This is a genomic window from Sorangium sp. So ce385 (assembly GCF_051474135.1).
In the GTDB taxonomy this organism is placed as follows: Bacteria; Myxococcota_A; Polyangia; order Polyangiales; family Polyangiaceae; genus Sorangium; species Sorangium cellulosum_D.
The window spans coordinates 3609198-3630029 of sequence record NZ_CP150337.1 but is presented as its reverse complement, the minus strand read 5'-3'; the positions used below and the strand labels follow the sequence as shown (position 1 = coordinate 3630029).

The window sequence follows — 20832 nt, the reverse complement described above, 5'->3', positions numbered from 1 at the left end:
CTCGTGCAATCTCCGGATCCGGGCGGCCGGATCATCAAAACGACAGGCCGGCGCCAGCGTGCAGCGTCCAGGTGACCGCGGGCACCTCGTGGATGAGCAGCGCGGGGCTCTCGAACACGAACGAGCGCCGCACCAGCGGGAGCTGCGGGCCGCCTTGCAGGTCGGCGCGCACGCGCGCGCCGAGCGAGGCGGTCGCGCGCCCGAGGAGCCCGAGGCTGGCCCAGGGCACCGTGGCCTGCTTCGCCTCGGCGATCGCCTCGCCGGCCAGCCCGGCGCCGCGGAGGAAGCCGCCCTCGGCGCCCACGCAGGGCGCGAGCGCGAGCCAGCGCGCCGGGCGAAAGAGGTCCGCGCAGGCGTCGAGCCGGCCGATCCCGCGGGTGAAGCTGGCGCCGCCCGGCCCGACGTCGACGGCGCCCGTGGCGGCCAGCTCGATCGCGCCGCGAAGCGAGACGCCGACGCCGACATCGGCGCGCAGCTCGATGAAGGGCCCCCCGCCGAGGAGGGCGCCCGGGGTGACGCCGGACGCCGCGCTCGCGTGGAGGCCGAGCGTCCACCGGCGCTCCTCGGGCAGCGGCTGCCGCGGGGCGCCCGAGGACACGCGGGCGGTCGGCGACGGCGGTCGGGCCGGCGCGGGCGCGGCGCGCGCGACCTGCGCCGGTGGGGCCGGGGTGGCGGCGGGCGGTGGCGCGGCGACGCGGGGCGGGGTCGACGATCCCGGCGCTTCGCCGACGGCGGCCTCCGCCGCGCCGGTCGCGCGCGCCGCGCCGGTCGCGCGCGCCGCGCCGGTGGGGTCCGCCGCCCCGCCGGCGGTCGCCGCCCCGCCGGCGATCGCCGCCCCGCCGACGGTCGCCGCCCCGCCGGGAGCCGGATCCTCGGTCGAGCGCGGCTCAGCGGCCGGCGGCTGCGGGTCGAGCGACGCGGTGGGGTCGACCCGGAGGGCCGTGATGAGCGCCAGGGCCGCGACGACCTCCGCGCACGTGGGGCCGCCGACCTCGCGGACGCGCGCCCCCTCCCCCGCGCCGAGGGTGATCCGGCCGCGGGTAGCGCCCGCGCTCCGGGTGATGCGCACGCGCACCTCGAGGGCCGCTTCGTCCGGCGCGGCGGCGCGGGCGCGGCTCGTGCGCGCGGTCAGCTCGCGCAGGAACACCTCGGGGCTGGGACAGCCCTCGTGCGCCTCGTAGGTGATGCGCAGGGGCTGGACCTCCGCCCGCGCGTCCGACCCGGCCAGGGCACCGGCGAGCACGGCGACGGCCACGAGACGGCGCGGGTGGAGCACGGCGCTCCCGGAACATCGCACGGCGGCGCAGCGTACACGAGCCGCCATGCGTGGCTGCGCCGATAACACGCAGCCACGAACGCCGCGCCGCCGCGCGATGACGACAGCCTCCGAAGGCGGCGACGAGGCGGACGAGGATCGCGGCGGGCGCCCCGTCGAGCGGGCCGCGACGGATACCCGCGCTTCGCGCAGGGGGCCGCTGAACAGCTCGCGGGACGCACCTTGCCACATCCCGCCGCTTTTTCTACCGTGGTGTGGGACGGCCCTACCAGCTCCACCAAAGCTTGAATTTGACACCGGCGCGAGGGAGTCGGGCATGGCGCACAACTTTCACGACATCAACGGCTGGCTCATCGTCGGCATCGAGGGTCACAGCGGCTTTCACATCTTCCCGCCCGCGCCGATGTGGTTCTGGAAGCTGACGCTTCTCCACCCGTTCACGCTGGGGGACAGGCAGCACCCGACGGTGCTGTTCAACGGCGTCCCCTCGGTCACGCACCAGCATGAGCCGGTGTTCCTGTGGCCTCACCTCGGGATCATCCCCGATCCGCTCGACGCCCTGACGCCGCTCCACATCCTCTTCGGCTCTCACAAGTGCTGGCTGCCGCGGGGAGCCGTCGAGATCTGCGGCGAGAAGGCGACGTGTTGCGTGATCGGCGGCCCGGTGTCGCTCAACGCGGATTGCTGGGAGTACGGCAAGTGGCCCACGTCGCTCGTGCTGAACCCGGGGACGGTGCAGACGACGCCGACGTTCAGCGATTTCGCGCAGGGGGCGCTGACGCTGGCGATCGATCTCGTCCTGGATCTCGCCTTCGGGGTCGCGGCGAAGGCCGGCGGCGCGCTCCTCGCGAAGCTCGCGGGCGACCTGGTGAGGCCCCTGTTCCGGAAGGGCGATGACCTCCTCGGGGACGGGCTCCGCGCGGCGACCAAGAACGCCGACGAGGCAGGCCAGGAGGCGGCCGAGAAGGGCGCCAAGGACCTCGCCGACCAGGGCGCCTCCGCGCCGCCGCGGAGCAAGTGCACCGAGGCCGGCCATCCGGTGGATGTGACCTCGGGGCGCGTCGTCGACGCCAGGGTGGATCTCTCGCTCCCCGGCGCCATCGAGCTCTCCTGGGAGCGCCATTACTCCTCGGCGCGGGCCCTCGAGCGGACGTCGCTCGGCCGCGGCGGGTGGGCCCACAGCTTCGAGCAGCGCGTCGAGCGCGGCGAGCACCGGATCACGCTCCGCGACCAGGAGGGGCGCGACGTCTACTTCAGGCCGGTGAAGCCGGGCGAGCGCGCCTTCCACCGGGGAGACCGCCTCACCCTGACCGCGCTCCCGGACGGCGCCTTCGCCGTTTACGATCACGAAAGCCGCCTGACCCGGCGCTTCGCGCCGGCCGAGCCCGAGGGGCCGGCGCTCCTGCGATCGATCGAGGACGCCTACGGCAACGCCATCGCGCTGGAGTACAGCGGGGCGAGGCTCCGCCGGGTGATCGACACCGCGGGCCGGGAGGTGCGGGTCAAGCTGACCCACGGCGGCCGCATCGCGCGCCTCGAGGTGTGGGCGGGCGACCGCCTCGAGCAATGGGTCGATTACGGCTATACCGCCATGGGCGAGCTCGCGAGCGCGACCGACGCGCTCGGGTACGCGGACCGCTACGCGTACGACGAGGACCACCGGATGGTGAAGACCACGCTGAAGAACGGCGTGAGCTTCCACTATGCATACGATCCCGAGACCGGCTGGTGCAGGCGGACCTGGGGCGACGGCGGGATCCACGCGGTCGAGATCGTGCCCGATCTCGAGCGTCGCATCACGCGGCTGAGCGGCAATGACGAGCCGCGGATCCTCCACTGGAACGAGGACGGCCTGGTCGTGCGCGAGGAGACGCCGGACGGGATCCTGATCCGGACGTGCGCGTACGACGCGGACCTCTACCTCCTCGCCGAGGCGAACGGGGCGGGCGAGACGAACCGGTACGAGTACGACGCGCGCGGGAACAAGGTCCGGGAGATCGACCGCGCCGGGAACGTGATCGCGTGGGATCACGAGGACGACCTGCCCGTCGCTCGCGTCGAGTCGGAGGGACGGGTGGTGGAGCGTTACGGGTACGACGAGCGCGGCCGCCTGCGCGAGATCGTCTATCCCTCCGGGCTGCGGTACGTGTTGACGTGCGACGAGCGCGGCCGGGTCCGCGCGATCCACGGCGACCAGGGGCTCCTGGCATCGTTCGCGTTCGACGCGCAGCACAACGTCGTCCAGCAGGTCGACGCGCGCGGCGCCAGGACGGAGTACGCCTATGACGCCCTGGGGCGCCCCGTCGCGCGGACCGACGCGCTCGGCCGGCGCAGCTCCGTCGAGTACGACCGGCTCGGGCGCCTGCTCGCCCTCCGCCGCCCGGACGGCACCGTCGAGCGCTGGGCGTACGGCCCGCTCGATCGGCCGATCCGGTCCACCGACGCCATGGGGTATCGCCATGAGATGGAGTACGGCGGCACCGGCGTGCTCACGAAGGTGACCGAGCCGGGCGGGGGCACGTGGAGCTTCGCGTACACGGCGCGAGAGCGGCTGCGGCGGGTCAGGAACCCGCGCGGCGAGAGCTACGAGTTCACCTACGACACGGCGGGGCGGATGGCGACGGAGACGTCCTTCGATGGGCGCGAGCTCGCGTACGCATACTCGCGCGCCGGGCGGCTCGCCCGGATCGACTATCCGGACAGCACCTTCCGCGCGTTCTCGCACGACCCGCTCGGCAACATCGTGCGCGACGACTCGCCGGATGTGACCGCGGTCTTCCACCGCGATCCGAAGGGCAGGCTGCTCGGCGCGGTGAGCGAGCAGGGAGGCCAGCGGGTCGTCACCGTCTTCGAGCGGGACGCGCTGGGGCGGATCGTCGCCGAGACGCAGGGCGCCCGTCGCATCCGGTACGGGTACAACCCGCGCGGCAGGCGGACCGAGCGGATCATGCCGGACGGCGCGACCACGCGGTACGAGTACGACGCGGCGTACAGCCTGACGGGCGTGCAGCACGACGGGTATCGGCTCGACATCCGCCTCGACCGCCTCGGGCGCGAGGTCGCGCGGCACGCCCCGGGACAGGTGACGATCCGGAGCGAGCGCGACGCCCTCGACCGGCTGATCGAGAGGACGGTCAGCGTCGGCCCCCCGGGCGGCGCGCTGTCCTCGGTGCTGGCCCAGCGATCCTGGCGCTACGACGAGAACGGGTACGTCGAGCGGCTGGACGACCGCCGGTGGGGCGCGACCGCGTTCGCGCACGACGCCATGGGGCAGCTCGTCGCCGCGCAGCGGGGCGCCCGGCGCGAGGTCTTCGATTACGACGTCGCTGGCTCCCTGAGGAGGATGCTGGAGCGCTTCGCGCCGGCGCCGCAGGCGGAGCCGGCGGAGCAGGAGCCCTGGCAGATCGCCCCCGGCAACCGCCTGGTCCGCACGGAGCGCGCGACGTACAGCCATGACCGGCGGGGCCGCCGCGTCCTCAAGCGGTCGGCGCAGAGCGGAGCGGACGGGCAGCCCGACGACACGACGGCGTACGTGTGGGACTGCCGCGATCAGCTGCGGGAGGTGAGGCTCCCGTCGGGCGCCCGGGTCGCGTTCACCTACGACGCCTTCGGGCGGCGGATTCGCAAGGAGGTGTTCGACGGCGACACGGACCTGCGCGAGGTCGTCGAGTTCGTCTGGGATGGCGACATGCTCGCGGCCGACATCCACGGCCAGCGCGGGACACGGACCTTCGTCCACGCCCCCGGGACGTTCCTGCCGCTCCTCCAGGCCGAGCACGGGGAGGTGTTCTGTTACGTCACCGACCACGTGGGCACGCCGAGGGAGCTCATCGACGCCGCTGGCCGGGTGGCGTGGTCCGGCGCCTACTCGGCCTGGGGCGAGCTGCGGGAGACGTTCGTGGACGGCGAGCGCGCGGCGCAAGGCCGGACGGTGGAGCCGCCGTTCCGCCTGCTCGGGCAGTACGAGGACGAGGAGTCCGGCCTGCGCTACACGCGGTACCGCTATTTCGATCCGGAGGTGGCGCGGTGGTGCAGCCCCGATCCGCTGGGGATCTACGGCGGCAACGACCTGTACGGGTTCGGCGGAGCGCCCACGTGGTCCGTCGATCCGTTCGGGCTCAGCCACGACATCGATGTGCGGATCACGCTCGCCGACGGCACCGAGATCCCGGAGTTCCGCGTCGGCAACGTCCCTGGGAACCGGCTCCTGGACAGCGAGGTCATGCTCGTCCAGCAGCTCACCGGGCGCACGGATCTCTCGGGCTCCACGATCCGGATCTTCGGCGAGTGGCACTCCTGCGCGAACTGCGTCAACGCGATGGACAACTTCAGGCAGCTGCCCGAGAACCAGGGGATGGTCATCCAGTACACCGGCCTCGGGGCGGGCAGGGGCGGCCAGGGCATGCCGGTAACGCTCTACCTGGGGCCGGATCCTGTGCCTCCCAACATGCTGGGAAGGGACGATTACAACGCCGAGCGCGACCGCAGGCAGCGGGCGGCGAGGCGGCGAGGCGGATGTGGTTGAGCTCGAGGGCCTCGACGCCGTCGACTGGGGAGCCCTCGAGACGCCCTGCGGGCCCGGCGACGTCATCCCGGAGATCCTGCGCGATCTGGCCTCTCCGGACGCCGAGGTGCGCGCGGACGCCTGGCTCGATCTCCTCGATCGGCTCGTGCACCAGGGGACCTTGTGGCCGGCCGCGCTGGAGGTCGTCCCGTTCGTGATCCAGCTGCTCGGGGCCCCCGAGGTCCCGGACCGACACCGGCTGCTGCTGCTCGTGCGGGAGCTCCTCTCGCCGGAGGGCGACCTCGGGACGCCCGCGCGTGACCGCTCTCCGCTCGCCGACGCGGTCGGCGAGGCCGCGCGCGCCGGGGCCCCGCTCTACGTGCGGCACGCGCTCCACGGCGATCCGCAGCTCCGGGCCAGCGCGGCCTGCGTGCTCGCCGCCCTCCCCGGGCCGACCCTCGAGCACCGCGAGGCCGTCGAGCGCGCCGTCGAGGCGGCGGGGGAAGTCGCCCACGGGGCGAGCGCCGTCGTGGCCCTCGGGCTGATCGGCCGGCGGCTCGGGACCACGATCGACGCGCCGCGCTTCGAGGATCTGCTGCGCTCCCGGGATCCGCTGGTGCGCGGGAGCGCCGGCATCGCGCTCGCGCACGTGGCGCCGCAGGGCATGCCGCGCGCGGCGCTCGAGGCGATCGGCGACGCGGCGGCGCTCGGCCCGCTCGACCGGTGGGATTTCCCGTGGGGCGACGGGCACGTCGGCGCGTACGCGGCGCGGGTGCTCGGCCGGCTCGGCGAGGCGCGGCCGGCGGAGGCGCTCGGCGTCCTGCGCGCGGCCGTGGAGCGCCGGCTCGCCGCAGGGCAGCGGCTCTTGCCGCGCGTCAGCGGCGAGCGCGTCGAGCCGCCCGCGCCGCACCGCGAGTCGCTGGCCGCCCTGCTCACCGCGCTGTTCGACGTCGCGTTCAAGCACTACGAGGGGCGCGAGCACGACGAGGTGCTGCCCGAGGAGCTCTCGGCGCCGCAGCGCGCGACCCTCGAGCTCCTGGTCGCCGAGGGGACGCTCCAGGCGCTCGCGCGGGAAGCGTCGTCGATGCTGGCCCGGCGGGGGCTATGGCTGCCGCAGGAGGGCGCGCGGTTCCTCGGGCTGTCGCCGCCGGGGCCGCTCGACGCGCGGCTGACGATGCCGCTCGCCGGCTCGACCCGCGACTGGCCGACCTGGAAGTGGCTCCGGGCGCTCCGCCGCGGGCAGGTGGACGAGGCGGCGCTGCTGGAGGCGCTCCACGGCCAGCGCTCTCCGGAGCAGATCTTCCGGCTCTGCCTCGACATCGTCTCGGGCGCCTATGCTCCCCTCGCCTTCCCCACCTTGCTCGCGGACCGGGGTCCCGGCCTGCTGCTGCGGCTCGTCGAGCCGGTGCGCCCCGCGCTGATGGCGCGCCTGCGCGAGCGCGCCGAGCACCTGCTGGAGATCGGGCGCTCCTCCAGCCCGAACGCGCTGGAGTGCCTCCTGGTGATGCTCCCGATGCTGCGCACGCTGCGCGAGCGCGGCGAGGAGGTCGACCCTCGGTACGATCCGCTGATCGCGAGGGCGCTCTCGCCCGTGGTCCTCGATCTCGGCCGGGAGATGCTCGGCCTGCTCCCCCGGGATCGCAGGGAGCCCTTCGTCCTGGAGTTCTCCAGGTCGTACAAGCGCAGCGCATACGTGGATCTCTGCCCCACGCAGGCCGTGGCCCGGCTCTCGGCCGAGGCGATCGGGAGGGGCGACTGGGCGTCGGAGGGCCCGGATCTCCAGGTCGAGCGGCTCGCGTCGCTCGGCGAGGCGGCTGCCCCGGAGATCGCGCGGGTGCTCTCCGAGCCGACGCTGAAGCGGCGCGACGTGCTCGAGCGCGCGCTCGCGCGGATCCGGGGGGGCTAGGCGAAGCGCACGACGATGCTGCTGTAGCCGCCCCGCGGGTCGTGCTCGGAGGTGACCTTGCCCCAGGGATACTCGTACGGCGGCGCGCCGAGCATCGATTCAAGCCACGCGTCGTGGTTCGCCTTGCGCTCGGCCTCCTCCTTCTCGGACCAGTCGTTCCAGAAGGCCTTCGACTCCGCGCCCACCTCGAAGAGCTCGACCGACGCGAGCTTGCCGCTGAAGAAGTGCAGCGTGATCCGGAAGGTGCGGAAGCCGATGCGCTGGCGCGCCGTCCGGTAACCGCTCCTCGGCTGCGCCTGGCTCAAGGCGTTGGCCGTCCGCGCGAGCGGCGACGACAAAAACTGCGCTTCCGAGTACGAGGGGCCGATGCGGAGCCCGGACGCGAGCTCGATCTCGCCTGTCTGCCGATGGATCATCCAATCCTCCGACCGCTCGCGGCAGCATACACCACAGCTCCCGGCCCCGTGTGGCCGGCCGCGCCACCCCGGCGACCGGACTCGGCCGTTCCTCGAGCGCGCGCGACTCCGCCTCTCCTCGGGTGGGTGCTCGCCGGAGACTCGCCCCCTGCCGGATCCCCCGCCGCTCCGCGGGAGATCGCGAGGACCGCCGCGCATTTCGCGCACTGCGACCGTCGCCGCACCTGTCCCCCTGTGTCGACACGACGCCCACGCTGTCGCTGCGACCCGCGACGTGCGCTTTTACCAGGGGCGTAAAGCTGCGCGGGCAACGCGGCTTTTCCCACTTGTGATGAGCGGAGACCCGGTAATATCGGCCACGGTTCGCGCCGCCCCATCCGAGGTCATTCGAGGTCTTCTTGCCGCGCTGCCCATCCTGCCATCGCCGACTTGCAGCCCTCGCCCCCTGCCCAGCGGACGGCGCCCTGGCGCCGCTCCGCGCCGCGCCCGTCGAGCTCGGCGCCGAGACGCCGCCGTCGCTCGCGGGCTTCCTCATCGGCCAGCCGCTCGCCGCGGGCGCGTTCTCGATCGTCTGGGACGCGACCCGGCTGGAGGACGGCGCGCCCGCCGTGCTCAAGGTCAGCAGGGCCCACGCGCTCCTCGCGCGCGAGCGCTTCCGCAGCGAGGCGTGGGCGCTCGAGCAGCTCGGCCCCCCGGTCTCGCCGCGCCTGCTCCAGAACGGCGTGCTCGAGGACGGCCGCGCGTACATCGCCATGGAGCGGCTCGAGGGCGAGACGCTGGCCGCCCGCCTCGAGGGCCTGCCCGCCGCGCTCGACCTGCGCGCCGCGCTCGACGTCGCGCTCGCCCTGCTGAGCTGCCTCCAGGTCGTGCACGAGCGCGGCCTGGTCCACCTGGACCTCGCGCCCGAGAACGTCTTCCTCGAGCCCGGCGGCGGCGTGCGGCTCCTCGACTTCGGCCTCGCGCAGCGCGATCGCGGCGTCGTCTGCCACCCGGCGGACAGCGCGCTCACCACGCTGGGCGCCATGCTCGGCGCGCCCGAGTACGCGTCGCCCGAGCGGCTCCGGGCCGAGCCGATCGACGGGCGCGCGGACCTCTACGCGTTCGGCGCGCTCCTCTTCGAGCTGCTCACGCTGCGCCCGCCGTTCGCCGGCGATCGCGAGGACGTCGCGCAGGGGCACCTCGGCCAGCGCCCCCCGCGGCCGAGCGAGCTCACCGCGGCCGCCGCCCCCGTCCCCCCGGCCGTCGAGGCGCTCGTCCTCGCCTGCCTCGCCAAGGAGCGGGCGCTCCGCCCCCGCGACGCCGCCGGCCTGCGGGCCGCGCTCGCGTCGGCGGGCGCCGCCGGCGCCGCGGAGGTCGCGAGGGACGACGCCGCGAGCTCCGCGGACCGGCACGACACGGTGGTGCTCGCCCTGGAGGCCCGCGGCGCCGAGGCCGAGGTCCGCGCCGCCGTGGCCCGGCACGAGGGGCAGCTCGCGCGGCAGCGCGGCTACCGCTTCGTCGCGATCTTCCCGGGGCCGAAGGAGGCCGCGGCCGAGCGCGCGCTGCTCGCGGGGCGGGAGATCGTCGCGTCGGTCGGCGCGCCGCTCGCGATCCACGTCGCGCCGCTGAAGCTCCGGCGCGAGGCCGACGGGGGCCTGGCCGCCGCCGGGCTCGCCGTGGAGCGGCCCGAGGCGTGGCTCCCCGCGGATCCGTGGCGCGGGATCGCGCTCAGCGCCGAGCTCGTCACCGCCCACCCCGGCTTCGACGTCGCCGCGGCGAGCGAGGACGGCCGCTACTTCTTCGCGCAGGAGGCGCCCCAGTCCCCGGGCGATCGCGACGCCGCGCGCGCCGCGCCGCCGCTGCCGCTCGTCGGGCGCGGCGAACCCCTGAGCGCCCTCGAGGGGAGCCGCGAGCGCGCCCTCGCGGGCCTCGGGCCCGGCCTCTGCGCCCTCGTCGGCGAGCGCGGCCTCGGCAAGTCGCGGCTCGCCGAGGAGCTCGCCGCGAGCAGCCGGCGCGCGCACCCCGGCGCGCTCGTGATCGCGCTGCGCGCCGAGCCGGAGCACCCCGGGCGCGCCGCCGGGGGCCGGCCCGGCCAGGCCGCGGCCGCCCTGCTCGCCGCGGTGCTCGGCGCGGAGGGCGGCGCGCTCGCGGCGCCCCGCGATCCGCGCGCCCTCTGCGTCGAGCGGCTCGGCGAGCCGCTCGGCGGCGACGTGTGGCCCGCCGTGGCCGCCTTCCTCGGCTGGCCCGACGGCGCGCGCCTCGCGGAAGAACCGCCGCCCGCGCGCCGCGGCAGCGTGATCCGCGCGATCGCCGAGGGGCTGCGCCGCCGGGCGGCGGAGCGCCCCGTCGTCGTGATCGTCGACGACGCGCACCTCGCCGACGGCGCCGCGCTCGACGCGCTCGACCTGGCGACGCGGCGCGAGGCGGATCTCCCCCTCTGGGTGCTCCTCGCCGGCGCGCCGGCGCTCGCGGCGCGGCGCCACGCGCTGAGCGCCCGCGACCACGCGCGCGATCGGGTCGCGCTCTCGCCGCTCGACGACGCCGCCGGGCGCCTCCTCTGCGCCGAGCTCCTCCGGCCCGCGGAGCACCCGCCGAGCGCCGCCCTCCGCCGCATCTGCGCGTGGGCCGGCTACAACCCCCGCTGCCTCGTGGAGCTCACCCGGGCGATCAAGCGCGCGGGCCTCGTGCGGCTGCGGGCGCGGTCGAGCAGCTACCAGCTCGCGACCGCCGAGCTCGACAAGCTCCCGCCGTCGGTGGCGTGGCAGTGGTTCGCGGCGCGGCAGCTCGAGGCGCTCCCGCCGGAGCTCGGCGCGTGCGCGAGGCTCTGCGCCGTGCTCGGCTTCGAGCTCTCGGAGGACGTGGCCGCGGGCGTGCAGCGGGCGCGCGAGCTCGAGGGTGAGGGCGACGGCGAGGGCGCCGCGGCCGCTCGCGGCGACGGCATCGACGTCCCGAGCGGCCTGCGCGCGCTCGCCGCGCGGGGGATCCTCGTCCCCCGCGGCGCGCACGACGCCGCGCGCGAGGGCACCCCGTGCGGGGGCGCCCGCTACGCCTTCCGGAGCGCGCTCTTGCAGGAGGCGATCTATGCGCTGCTCACCGAGGAGCAGCGCGCGGGGATGCACCGGCACGCGCTCGCCGTCTGGGAGCGCCTGGCCCAGGCCCAGCCGATGGCGCCGGACCTGCTCGAGCCGATCGCGCGGCACGCCGCGGCCTCCGGCGCGCGCGCCCGCGCGGCGCACGCCTACCTGCTCCTCGGCGACATGCACCGCGACCGGCACAACAACGCCGTGGCGGAGGGCCACTACTCGTCCGCGCTCCTCTGGGCCGACGGCGACGATCAGCGCCAGCGGTACCTCGCGCTCCTCGGCCGCGCGCGCGTGCGCTACCGCGTCCTGCGCACCGGCGAGGCGCTCGACGATCTGCGCTCGGCGGGCGCGCTCGCCCGCACCATGAAGGACCCGCGGATGATCGCGGAGGCGCTGCTCGAGGAGGCGACGGCGCTCGACTGGGCCGGCGCCTGGGAGGAGTCGGCGGCGCGGGTCGAGGAGGTGATCCCGCTGCTCGACGTCCGCGAGGACCACGCCGACGCCGGGCTCGCCGCGCGCTTCGAGGTCGCGGCCGGCCGCTCGTCGTACCGCAAGGGCAACCTGGAGGACGCCCTCGAGCGGCTGACGCTCGGCGTGGAGCGGGTGCGCGAGGCCGACCACGACACGCACGTGATCGGGCTGACGCTGCTCGCGTGCGTGCTCGTGCGGTGCGGCCACCTCGACGAGGCGGAGCAGCGCTTCGACGAGGCCGTGCGCGCCTGCGAGGCGCGGGGCGACCGGGTCCACCTCGGCGCGGCGCTCGTCCGGCGCGCGGAGCTCTGGCCGGCGCTCGACGCGCCGGATCGCGGGATCGCCGACCTCAGGCGCGCGGTCCAGCTCGCCCGTGAGGAGGCCAACGCCTGGGCGGAGCGCGAGGCGACGATCAAGCTCGCGGAGCAGCTCTACCTCTGGGGGCGCGAGGACGAGGCGCTGCCCCTCGTGCGGCAGGTGCGCTCGCTGGACGAGCAGTTCAAGGACCGGCCGGTCTACAGCAGCGCGCTCCTGCTCGCGCGGATCCACGCGATGCGCGACGAGCACGCGGACGCGAGCCGACAGCTCCGGTGGCTCCGGGCGCAGGGCGCGGTCGCGGACCTGCCGCCCTATGCGCAGGCGCTCCTCGGCGTGATGCAGCTCGCCGTGAAGGACCCGAGGAACAGCATGGAGAGCGCGCGCACGCGGGCGGCGTTCCGCGAGGAGGGCGAGCCCTCGGGCGAGCTCGGAAGCGGCCTGAGCGCCGACCAGCGGGTCGAGCTCCTCTACTGGCGCGCGCGGGCCCTGCTCGACGCCGGCCGGCCCGAGGACGTGGCGCTGCTGCTCGCGCGCATCGCGCCGCTGCTCGCCGAGAGCAGGGCCTGGCGCCCGCGCTTCGCGAAGCTCCGCGCGGGGTACGGGCAGCTCGCGGGGTAGCTCGCGGGCTCACCGCGGATCGATGCGGAACACCTCCCCGGTGAGCATCACCACGTACAGCTCGCCGGCGGCGTCCTCGCCGAACGAGGCCGCCGGCAGGCTCGACGCGAGGTCCCCGGTGATCTCCACGTGATCCCGCACGGCGCTGCCGTCCCACCGCAGCGTCCAGAAGCGGTGCGTCCCGTAGTCGCCGTAAACGTACCTCCCCTGGAGGCACGGGATCGCCGAGCCGCGGTAGACGTAGCCGCCCGTGATCGAGCCGCCCTCCCCGCTCGAGTGGCTGTGCTCCACGGCGGGCGCCACGCCGACGCGGGAGCACCCGGTAGAGACGCAGTGGTCGCCCTCCATCGTCGGCCAGCCGTAGTTGCGGCGCCCGGTGCGGGCCGGCTCGATGTTGAGCTCCTCCCAGGCGTTCTGCCCCACGTCGGCGATGTAGAGATCTCCCGTGCGCCGGTCGAAGCTGAAGCGCCACGGATTGCGCAGGCCGTAGTCCCACACGAGCGGGTTCACGCCTGCGCCGGTGAGGTTGCCGGACGGGCCGAGCCCGGTATTCACGTCGATCCGCAGGATCTTGCCGAGGGGCGACGAGAGGTCCTTGGCCGGAGAGGCCGAGTACGGCGTCACGGCCGAATCGCCGACCGACGCGTAGAGATAGCCGTCGGGCCCGAACGCGAGCGTGCCGCCCGCGTGGTTCCAGCCGCCGTGCTTCGCGTCGAGGAGCGTCCGGACAGGCACGCTCCCGGCCGCGGTGTCGGCGACATCGGGGTTCGTGGCGGAGCGGCGGAACTCGGCGATCGTGACGTTGCCCCTGGGCGCCGCGGTGTAGAAGAGCCAGAACCGTCCATTGCTCGCGTAGCTCGGGTGGAACGCCATCCCGAGCAGCCCGCCTTCCGCGGTCGGGCTGGGCGTGCACACGAGCGGGCGCGCGCTCGCCGGGCGCGACGGCGGGCACGAGGTCCCGCCGCGGATGTCGAGGAACGGCGTGGCCAGGAGGACGCCGTTCTTGATGAGGCGGACGACCCCGTCCTTTTCGAGGACGAACATCCTCGAGGTGTCGCCCGGCGGGCTCGTGAGGAAGAGGGGCGTTTCCAGGCCCGACGCGACCTGCGTGAGCTTCAGCCGCGGCACCCCGGCGCACGCGGGGCCGGCGCCGCCGCTCCCGCCGGCGCCGCTGCCGCTGCTCGCGCCGGTGCTCCCGCCCGCGCCGGTGCCGGCGCTCCCGCCGCCCGCGCCGGAGGTCGCGGCGCCGGCGCTCGCGCTGCCGCTGGCCGCGCTGCTGGCGCTCGCGCTGCTGGCGCTCGCGCTGCTGGCGCTCGCGCTGCTTCCGCCGCTCGACGTCCCGGCCGGCGGCCGCACGTCCTCGATCCACGCGCGGACCGCCGCGAGCCCCGCCGCGTCGGCGACCTCCGATCCGATCGGCGGCATCTGCGCCCTGGAGCCGCGGTGCGCCATCCGGCGCACCACCGCGCTCGACTCGGGGTCTCCCGCCGTGATCCGGTGGACCACGCCGGCCTCCCAGAAGCTGGGCCTCACGCCCACGCCCGTCGTGTACGTGTCGGTGCTCTCCACCGTTGTGTCCGCCGCGAGCAGGCGAGTCCGCAGCGTCGCGACGCCGGTGTCGTTGTGGCAATTGCCGCAGTTCGCGTGTAGATAGCCGAGCGCCGCGGCCGCCGTGGCGTCGCCCGGCGGGCGGAACCCTCCCGGCATCGGCACGGTGAGCCACCCGGCGTCGCTCAGCGACCGGATCGTCTCGCCCGGCCCCTGGTGGCTCAATTGCAGCGCGCTGAAGCCGAGGATGCGCTCCGGGAGCTTGCCGTGGCACTCCCAGCAGTCCGCGGTCCGCGGGATATCGTGCTCGGTCCCGCGCGCGTCCTCGACGCCGTCCTCGACCAGGAACGCGTCGCTCCCCGACCGATCCCACGCATAGGCGGCGAACACCCAGTCGTCGATCCCCGGCCCGAACCGGTGGATGAGCCGCGTCTCCACGGCCACGCCCTCGGCGCGGAACTCCTTCCAGAACCGCGTCCCCACCGGCAGCGACCAGTGATCCATGTCGCTCGTGTCGATCGTCGAGCAGCGCGGCAGGTACACGAAGCGCCGCTTGGCCGCCCCGTCCGACCAGAGCTCGTACGCAGGGCGGAACTCGCGCGTGTTCGCCGCGCGCGACCGGGTCGCGATATCGGCGTAGAGCCCCGTCTCGGAGAGCCGCTCGGGCGGCACCGGATCCGGCGGGAGCGCGGCCGGATCCGCGCAGGGATCGCCCGCCGAGCTCGCCCCGCCGGTCGAGCTCGACGTCGCGACGCTCGACGCGGCGGTGCTCGCGGCGCCCGTCGTCGCGCCCGTGCAGGGCGCGCAGTGCGGCCCGCCGCAGTCGATGCCCGCCTCGAGGCCGTTCATCGCGCCGTCCGAGCAGGTCACGTAACAGACGTCGAGCCGGGGGCGCTCCTCCGCGCGGTCGATCTCGCTGCTCCGCAGGTTGGTGGAGCGCGCCGGCGCCTCGTCGAGGAGCACGCCGTGGTTCGGCGCGGTCCCGAGCGCCCACGCCTGGACGAGCGACGACACGTCCGCCGCGCGGGGGCCGACGCCCGCCTCCGCCGCGATCGTCGCGGCGCTCTCCCGCTCGAAGCCGCCGTCGCCGAAGCTCCGCCACGCGACGGTGCGCTCCTCCCACGGGATCATGACGCGATGTACGCTGATCGCGCTGCTATCGACCTTGTACGTCTGATGAAAGACCATCGAGGCAGAGACGACCGTCGCGCCCGTCGGCACGGGAGAGAGGTCGAAGTGCACGACGGACCGCCGGCGGCCGGCGCTCCCGGCCGATCCCGTCGAGAGGTTCGGAGAGGCCGAGTCGCTCCACGCCGGAGCGTTTTGCCACAGTGTCGCATCTCTCACCGTGCCTGACCTTCCACGCTGGATCGAGACGCACACCTTGGCTTCGCTCGAGAGCGCCGCGCGCGCGGCCCCGAGCCCGTGACCGAGCCCGAGAGCCGGCGAATCGCCGAGATCGCCCTCCCCCACGTCGTCGACACCGCCGGTTCCATGCGCGATGTCTCGCTCCTCGCCGGGCCCGGTGCTACAATTGACGGTCGCGACGGCGGCTCCGGCGAGGACGCCGCGCATCATGAGGGAGTGGACGCGCGATCTCGCCGCCCCGCGGCGAGATCGGCAGTCGGATGGCCCGGGCAGCCCGGGCGCGAGGGGTCGTTTCATACAGCAAGAACCTCCTTGTGGGGTTGCCCGACGGGATCTCTCCCGCAGGTGACGGCGGTTGTGCGCGAGGCGCTCGGTGGCCCGACCGGATCCACGGACACACCTCACCATCGGTGGGCGTCGAGTCGGTGGGCGTCGAGATCGAATCAACGAGCGTGCCACTCGGCTCGTCTCGGCCAGGCGCCGTGCAGCGCAGCGCACCGCATCGCACCACGTGGGGTGTGGTGCTCGCCGGCCTGCGAGGCGCATGACACCCCGCGGACGCGGTTGGATTCCGCGCGAGGGCCGCGTACAATTACGGATTGTGTCATCCTCCGAACCAACGCAGAGCGCTTCGCTATTCCTCTGCATCACCTTCTTTCCGAGCGAGCGCCTGGCGACGGCGGTGCTGCGGCTGGTGTCCAGCTTCTGCGGCGCGGTGCTGGACGACGCGAACGTGAGCTCGCGGTTCTACATGGCCGCGCACGAGCTCGCCGAGAACATCACCAAGTATTCCACCGGCCCTCGCGTCAGCCTCGAGCTCGCGCTGGAGGAGGACGAGCGCTCGCACATCATGAAGATCCGCGCGCGCAACGAGGCGTCCCCGGAGCGCCTGCGGGAGGTCGAGAAGCGCCTGCTCGATCTGAAGACCGCCAGCGACCCGCTGAAGCACTACGACGAGCTCATCACGGAGACCGCGATGGTCGAGGGCGTCTCCGGCCTGGGCCTCGCGCGCGTCCGCGCCGAGGGAGGGCTCGACGTCGACTACAAGATCGAGGGCAACGAGCTCACGATCATCGCGCACGCGCCGCTCGAGCGGTGGAGGCCCAATGAGCAGCTTAAGGGTTGAGCCCGTCGTCACCGAGAGCTTCGGCATCGAGCCGGCGCTCGCCGGCGATCGGCTCAGCATCAAGCTCACGGGGACGGGCGACATGGCGGCGGCCGGGCCGCTCGCCAGCTATTGCAGCGAGGTCCAGCACGAGGTGAAGCGCCTCTCGCTGACCACCGTCGAGTTCGACATACGCGCCCTGTACTTCCTGAACTCGAGCTGCCTGAAGGCGTTCATCGCCTTCATCTGCGGCATCTCCGCGCAGGGGCTCGGGTGCGAGATCAAGTTCCTCACGGACGCGAGGCTCGGGTGGCAGCGGCGCAGCCTGGCGGCCCTCCAGCGCATGTCCCCGAGCCTCGTGTCCATCGACGAGGCGTGAGCCGGGGGCGACCGCGCATGGCGACGAGGCGGCCCACGATCGCCCTCCTGACCGACTATCTCTGCGGCGAGTACCAGTCGGAGGCGCGCTTCGGGGTCGAGCGCGCCGCCGAGGTGCACGACGTCAACCTCGTCATCGCCTTCGGGGAGACGCGCGCCCGCCGGGGCTACTCCCTCCTGGACGCCCGGGGCAGCATCTACTCGCTCGTCGGCGCGGCGACCGTCGACGGGGCGGTGATCATGTCGTCGGCGCTCACGAACCCCCTCGGCGCCGACGGCGTGCACGAGTTCTGCCGATCGTACGCGCCCCTGCCCGTATGCAGCGTGGGGGTCGCGCTGGAGGGCATCCCGAGCGTCGTCGTCGACAACGCGCTCGGGGGGGAGGTGGCGGTCGCGCACGTGCTCGACGACCACGCGTGCCGGCGCGTCGCGTACATCAGCGGGCCGCCCAGCAACGCGGAGGCGAAGCTGCGCGCCCGGGCGTACCGGAGGGCCCTCGAGGCGCGCGCGCTCCCCTACGACGAGCGCCTCCTCGTGGTCGGCGATTTCCTGATCGACGGCGGTCGCCGCGCGATGCGCGAGCTCCTCGCGCGCGGGGTCCGCTTCGACGCGGTCATCGCCGGCAACGACAACATGGCCCTCGGCGCGATGGACACGCTGAAGGCGCACGGCATCGGCGTCCCCGGCGACGTCCTCGTGTGCGGGTTCGACGACGTCGCCGTGTCGCGCGTCGCGCGGCCGTCCCTGACGACCGTCCGCCAGCCGATCAAGGAGCTCGGGGCGCTCGCGGTCGAGACGGTCCTGCGCCAGCTCGCCGGCGAGCGGGTGCCGGAGTGCAGCCTCCTTCCGGTCGAGCTCACGCGGCGCGAGTCGTGCGGCTGCGGCTACTACGCCGCGCTCCCGCGCGCGTCCGCCGAGGCGCCCTCGCGCCGCGCGCCGCGCGCCATCGCCGAGCAGCGGGAGGACCTCACGCGCGCGCTCGAGCGGGCGACGACCGCCTCGGCCGCGTCGCTCAGGGACTGGCCCCGCGCGCTGCTCTCGGCGCTCGAGGAGGAGCTCGCCGGGCAGGAGGGCCGCTTCCTGCGGGCGCTCCAGGACATCCTCGACGCGGCGGGGCGCGAGTGCGTCGCCCTCGATCAGTTCCAGGGCGCGATCACGCTGCTCCGCGCGCGCCTCCGCCGGGCGCCCGGCGTCGCCGAGGACGATCTCGAGCGGCTCTGGCACACCGCGCGCGTCCTGATCGGCCACGCCTCCATGCGCGCCGAGGGCGAGAAGCGGCTGCACCTGGAGCTCGCGTCGATCAACCTGAGCTGGACCGGCATGTGCTTCTCGACAAGCCTGAGCATGCCGACGCTCCGCCGCACGTTCGCCGCGGAGCTGCCCAGGCTCGACCTCACGCACGTCGCCATCTCGCTCTACGACGACCCGCAGCGCGCCACCTTGCGGTCGCTCTTCCTGATGGAGAACAGCCGCGAGGTGGAGCCGTCGCCCGCGAGCTTCGCGTCCTCGAGCCTCGCGCCGCCCGGGTTCCTGAGCTCCGACGAGCGATGGAGCGTCATCGCGATGCCGATCTCGTTCGGCGAGGCGGAGCACTTCGGCATCGCGCTCGTCAACAGCGGCGCGAACGAGGTCGTCTACGACGCCCTGCGCCTCCAGATCGGCTCGGCGATGAAGGCGGCCATGATGCACCGCGAGATCGTCAGGCAGGTGGAGATCCGCGAGCGGCTGGAGCAGGAGCGGGTCCGCCAGGAGAGCGTCGTCGCGGAGCGCATCCAGACGACGCTCGTCCCGCCGCGGCTGCGCGTCGAGGGGCTCGAGCTCTGCGCGGCGATGAGGCCGGCCGCCGAGGTCGGCGGCGACTACTACGACGTGATCGCGACGCCGGAGGGCGGGTGGCTCGGCATCGGCGACGTCGCGGGGCACGGGCTCGCGGCGGGCCTCATCATGCTGATGATCCAGAGCATGGTCGCGTGCATGGCGCGCAAGGACCCGACCGCCAGCCCGGGCGAGCTCATCTCCGCGCTCAACCGGGCGATCCACGAGAACATCCGGGATCGGTTGAAGCGCGACGAGCACGCGACCCTGCTCCTGCTCCGTTACGAGCGCAGCGGGCGGGTGACGTTCGCCGGCGCGCACGACGACATCATCGTGTGCCGCGCGGGCACGCGGCGCTGCGAGTGCGTCGCGAGCTCCGGCGTGTGGATCGGCGTCCTGCCGTCGATCGACGAGGTGACCCGGGACGCCGAGCTCCTCCTCGACGACGGCGACCTCCTCGTGCTCTACAGCGACGGGGTGACGGAGGCGCGGAACGCGCAGCAGGAGCAGTTCGGGCTGGAGCGGCTCTGCGCCGCCGTCGAGGCCTCCCAGGACGCGCCCGTCGACATCATCCGCGACCGCCTCCTGAGGGACGTCGAGAGCTGGTGCTCGAGCCAGGACGACGACATCACGCTCCTCGTGGCGCGGCACCGCGCGCCGCCCCGCACCGCCGAGGAGACCGAACGGGTTGAGATCCCGAGAAAATGAACCACGGAGGGCACAGAGGGATGGAGAAGTGATTCTGAGCTCTCTCTTCTCTCTTCGCTCTTCCTCTGTGCCCTCTGTGCCTCTGCGGTTACAATCTCTTCCCTTCCGTGCTCGTGCGCGTTGACTCCGGGGAATCGCGCACGCGCACGCGCACGCGCACGAAGGACGAGCACGGAAGACGAAGGACGAGAGACGAAGGACGAGAGACGAAGGACGAGAGACGAAGGACGAGAGACGAAGGACGAGAGACGAAGGACGGAAGACGTCGGCATGAACTCGGCGCCTCAGGTCGCCGCGCGCGCGGCGGCGCGGCGGCTCCGCCGGGCGAGCGCGTGGCGGACGCCGGCCCGGAGGTCCTTCAGCAGGACGAGCTCCCGGACGTCGACGCCGCTCTGCACGAGCGACCGCGCGATCGCCGGCGAGACGCCGACGAGGACGCACTGCGCGCCGAGCAGGCGCGCGGCGTGGACCGAGGACAAGAGGTGGCCCGTGACCGCGCCGTCGATGACCGGGACGCCGGTGAGGTCGATGATGACGACGTCGGCCCTGTGGCGCTCGACGCCCTGGAGGAGCGTCTCCATGATCCGGCCGCCCCGCTCCTCGTCGATGTGCCCCACGAGCGGGACGACCAGGATGCCGTCGTCGATCGGCAGGACCGGCGTCGACAGGGCAGAGATGGTGTCGAGGAGCCGCTCGCGCGTCTCGAGCAGCTCGGCCTCGGCGCGCAACAGCGCCTGCTCGGCCCGCTTCCTGGCGGTCACGTCGATCCCGATCCCCACCATCCCCACGACGCGCCCGCGTGCGTCGCGGTAGGGGACGTCGTTCTCCATCGTCCAGCCCTCGGAGCCGTCCGCGAGCCTCCAGTGGAGCTCCACGTTCAGCCTGGGCTCCCCGCTCGCCATCACGGCCTCGTCGCTCTCGTGGTACTGCCGCGCCGTCTCCGCGACGAAGATCTCCTCGTCCCGCCGCCCGACGATCCGCTCCACCGAGACGCGGTAGTGATCGGCGTAGGCCTTGTTGACGAGGAGATACCGGTGCTCGCGGTCCTTGAAGAAGATCATCGCCGGGAGGGCGTCGAGCAACGCCGCCTGTTCGGCCGGGTTCAGCGACAGGAGGTCGAGGAGCGCCCCTCGGCCGTCTCGCCCCTCTCGCTCGGCAAAGCCCCCTTCCGCCCGGGCGGCGCCCGAGCGGTGCGTCTCGGGCAGCTGCGGCTCCAGCTCCCCGACCCGCCGGCGGAGCGTGACGACCTCCTCGGAGAGCGGCCCCCCGTCGTCGTTGTCAGGTCGCTTCCCATCGTACGGCGTGTCGGCTGACCAGATGCCTTGCATATGCCCCTTGC

At 74.1% G+C, this 20832-nt stretch carries 10 protein-coding genes; 6 read left to right on the top strand and 4 right to left on the bottom strand.

The annotated features are described in order from the left end of the window. Window positions 1–34: 34 nt before the first annotated feature. A complete protein-coding gene (locus WME83_RS13545) occupies window positions 35–1297 on the bottom strand; it encodes a hypothetical protein (protein ID WP_437319693.1) in 1263 nt (420 codons plus the stop codon). Window positions 1298–1592: 295 nt separating this feature from the next. Between WME83_RS13545 and WME83_RS13540 the strand changes: the two genes are divergently transcribed. Then, window positions 1593–5801, top strand: a complete 4209-nt coding sequence (locus WME83_RS13540) for a DUF6531 domain-containing protein (protein WP_437319692.1) — start codon at window positions 1593–1595, stop codon at window positions 5799–5801. Continuing rightward, window positions 5794–7686, top strand: coding sequence for a hypothetical protein (locus tag WME83_RS13535; RefSeq protein WP_437319691.1), 1893 nt, complete (start codon window positions 5794–5796; stop codon window positions 7684–7686). The genes WME83_RS13540 and WME83_RS13535 overlap by 8 nt, the downstream gene beginning before the upstream one ends. Here WME83_RS13535 and WME83_RS13530 read toward each other — a convergent pair. Continuing rightward, entirely contained in the window at window positions 7683–8102 is a 420-nt protein-coding gene (locus tag WME83_RS13530; protein ID WP_437319690.1) for a hypothetical protein, read from the bottom strand. The genes WME83_RS13535 and WME83_RS13530 overlap by 4 nt on opposite strands. Window positions 8103–8500: 398 nt before the next feature. Here WME83_RS13530 and WME83_RS13525 point away from each other — a divergent pair, with 398 nt between their 5' ends. After that, the gene (locus WME83_RS13525; RefSeq protein ID WP_437319689.1) at window positions 8501–12571 is read left to right on the top strand and encodes a serine/threonine-protein kinase; all 4071 of its coding nucleotides are present in this window, start codon (window positions 8501–8503) and stop codon (window positions 12569–12571) included. 9 nt (window positions 12572–12580) lie between these two features. Here WME83_RS13525 and WME83_RS13520 read toward each other — a convergent pair whose 3' ends face one another. Beyond that, window positions 12581–15466 (bottom strand): PQQ-dependent sugar dehydrogenase, encoded by a 2886-nt coding sequence (locus tag WME83_RS13520; protein ID WP_437319688.1) that lies wholly within the window; start codon window positions 15464–15466, stop codon window positions 12581–12583. 622 nt (window positions 15467–16088) lie between these two features. Between WME83_RS13520 and WME83_RS13515 the strand changes: the two genes are divergently transcribed. The 3 genes from WME83_RS13515 to WME83_RS13505 are packed head-to-tail and all read left to right on the top strand — an operon-like array spanning window position 16089 to window position 19493. Further along, complete coding sequence (locus WME83_RS13515) at window positions 16089–16613, top strand: hypothetical protein (RefSeq protein ID WP_437319687.1); 525 nt, start codon at window positions 16089–16091, stop codon at window positions 16611–16613. Then, on the top strand, window positions 16594–16971 hold the full coding sequence (locus WME83_RS13510; protein ID WP_437319686.1) for a hypothetical protein: 378 nt from the start codon (window positions 16594–16596) through the stop codon (window positions 16969–16971). Before WME83_RS13515 ends, WME83_RS13510 begins: the two co-directional genes overlap by 20 nt. Window positions 16972–16988: 17 nt before the next feature. After that, entirely contained in the window at window positions 16989–19493 is a 2505-nt protein-coding gene (locus tag WME83_RS13505; RefSeq protein WP_437319685.1) for a SpoIIE family protein phosphatase, read from the top strand. Between the two features lie 284 nt (window positions 19494–19777). Here WME83_RS13505 and WME83_RS13500 read toward each other — a convergent pair whose 3' ends face one another. Continuing rightward, on the bottom strand, window positions 19778–20821 hold the full coding sequence (locus tag WME83_RS13500; protein ID WP_437319684.1) for a PAS domain-containing protein: 1044 nt from the start codon (window positions 20819–20821) through the stop codon (window positions 19778–19780). Window positions 20822–20832: the final 11 nt, after the last annotated feature.

What these genes read in the sequence shown, in the direction of transcription:
- WME83_RS13540 (WP_437319692.1), top strand. Translation starts at nt 1,593, where the DNA reads ATGGCGCACAACTTTCACGACATCAACGGCTGGCTCATCGTCGGCATC.
- WME83_RS13530 (WP_437319690.1), bottom strand. Translation starts at nt 8,102, where the DNA reads ATGATCCATCGGCAGACAGGCGAGATCGAGCTCGCGTCCGGGCTCCGC.
- WME83_RS13510 (WP_437319686.1), top strand. Translation starts at nt 16,594, where the DNA reads ATGAGCAGCTTAAGGGTTGAGCCCGTCGTCACCGAGAGCTTCGGCATC.
- WME83_RS13505 (WP_437319685.1), top strand. Translation starts at nt 16,989, where the DNA reads ATGGCGACGAGGCGGCCCACGATCGCCCTCCTGACCGACTATCTCTGC.
- WME83_RS13500 (WP_437319684.1), bottom strand. Translation starts at nt 20,821, where the DNA reads ATGCAAGGCATCTGGTCAGCCGACACGCCGTACGATGGGAAGCGACCT.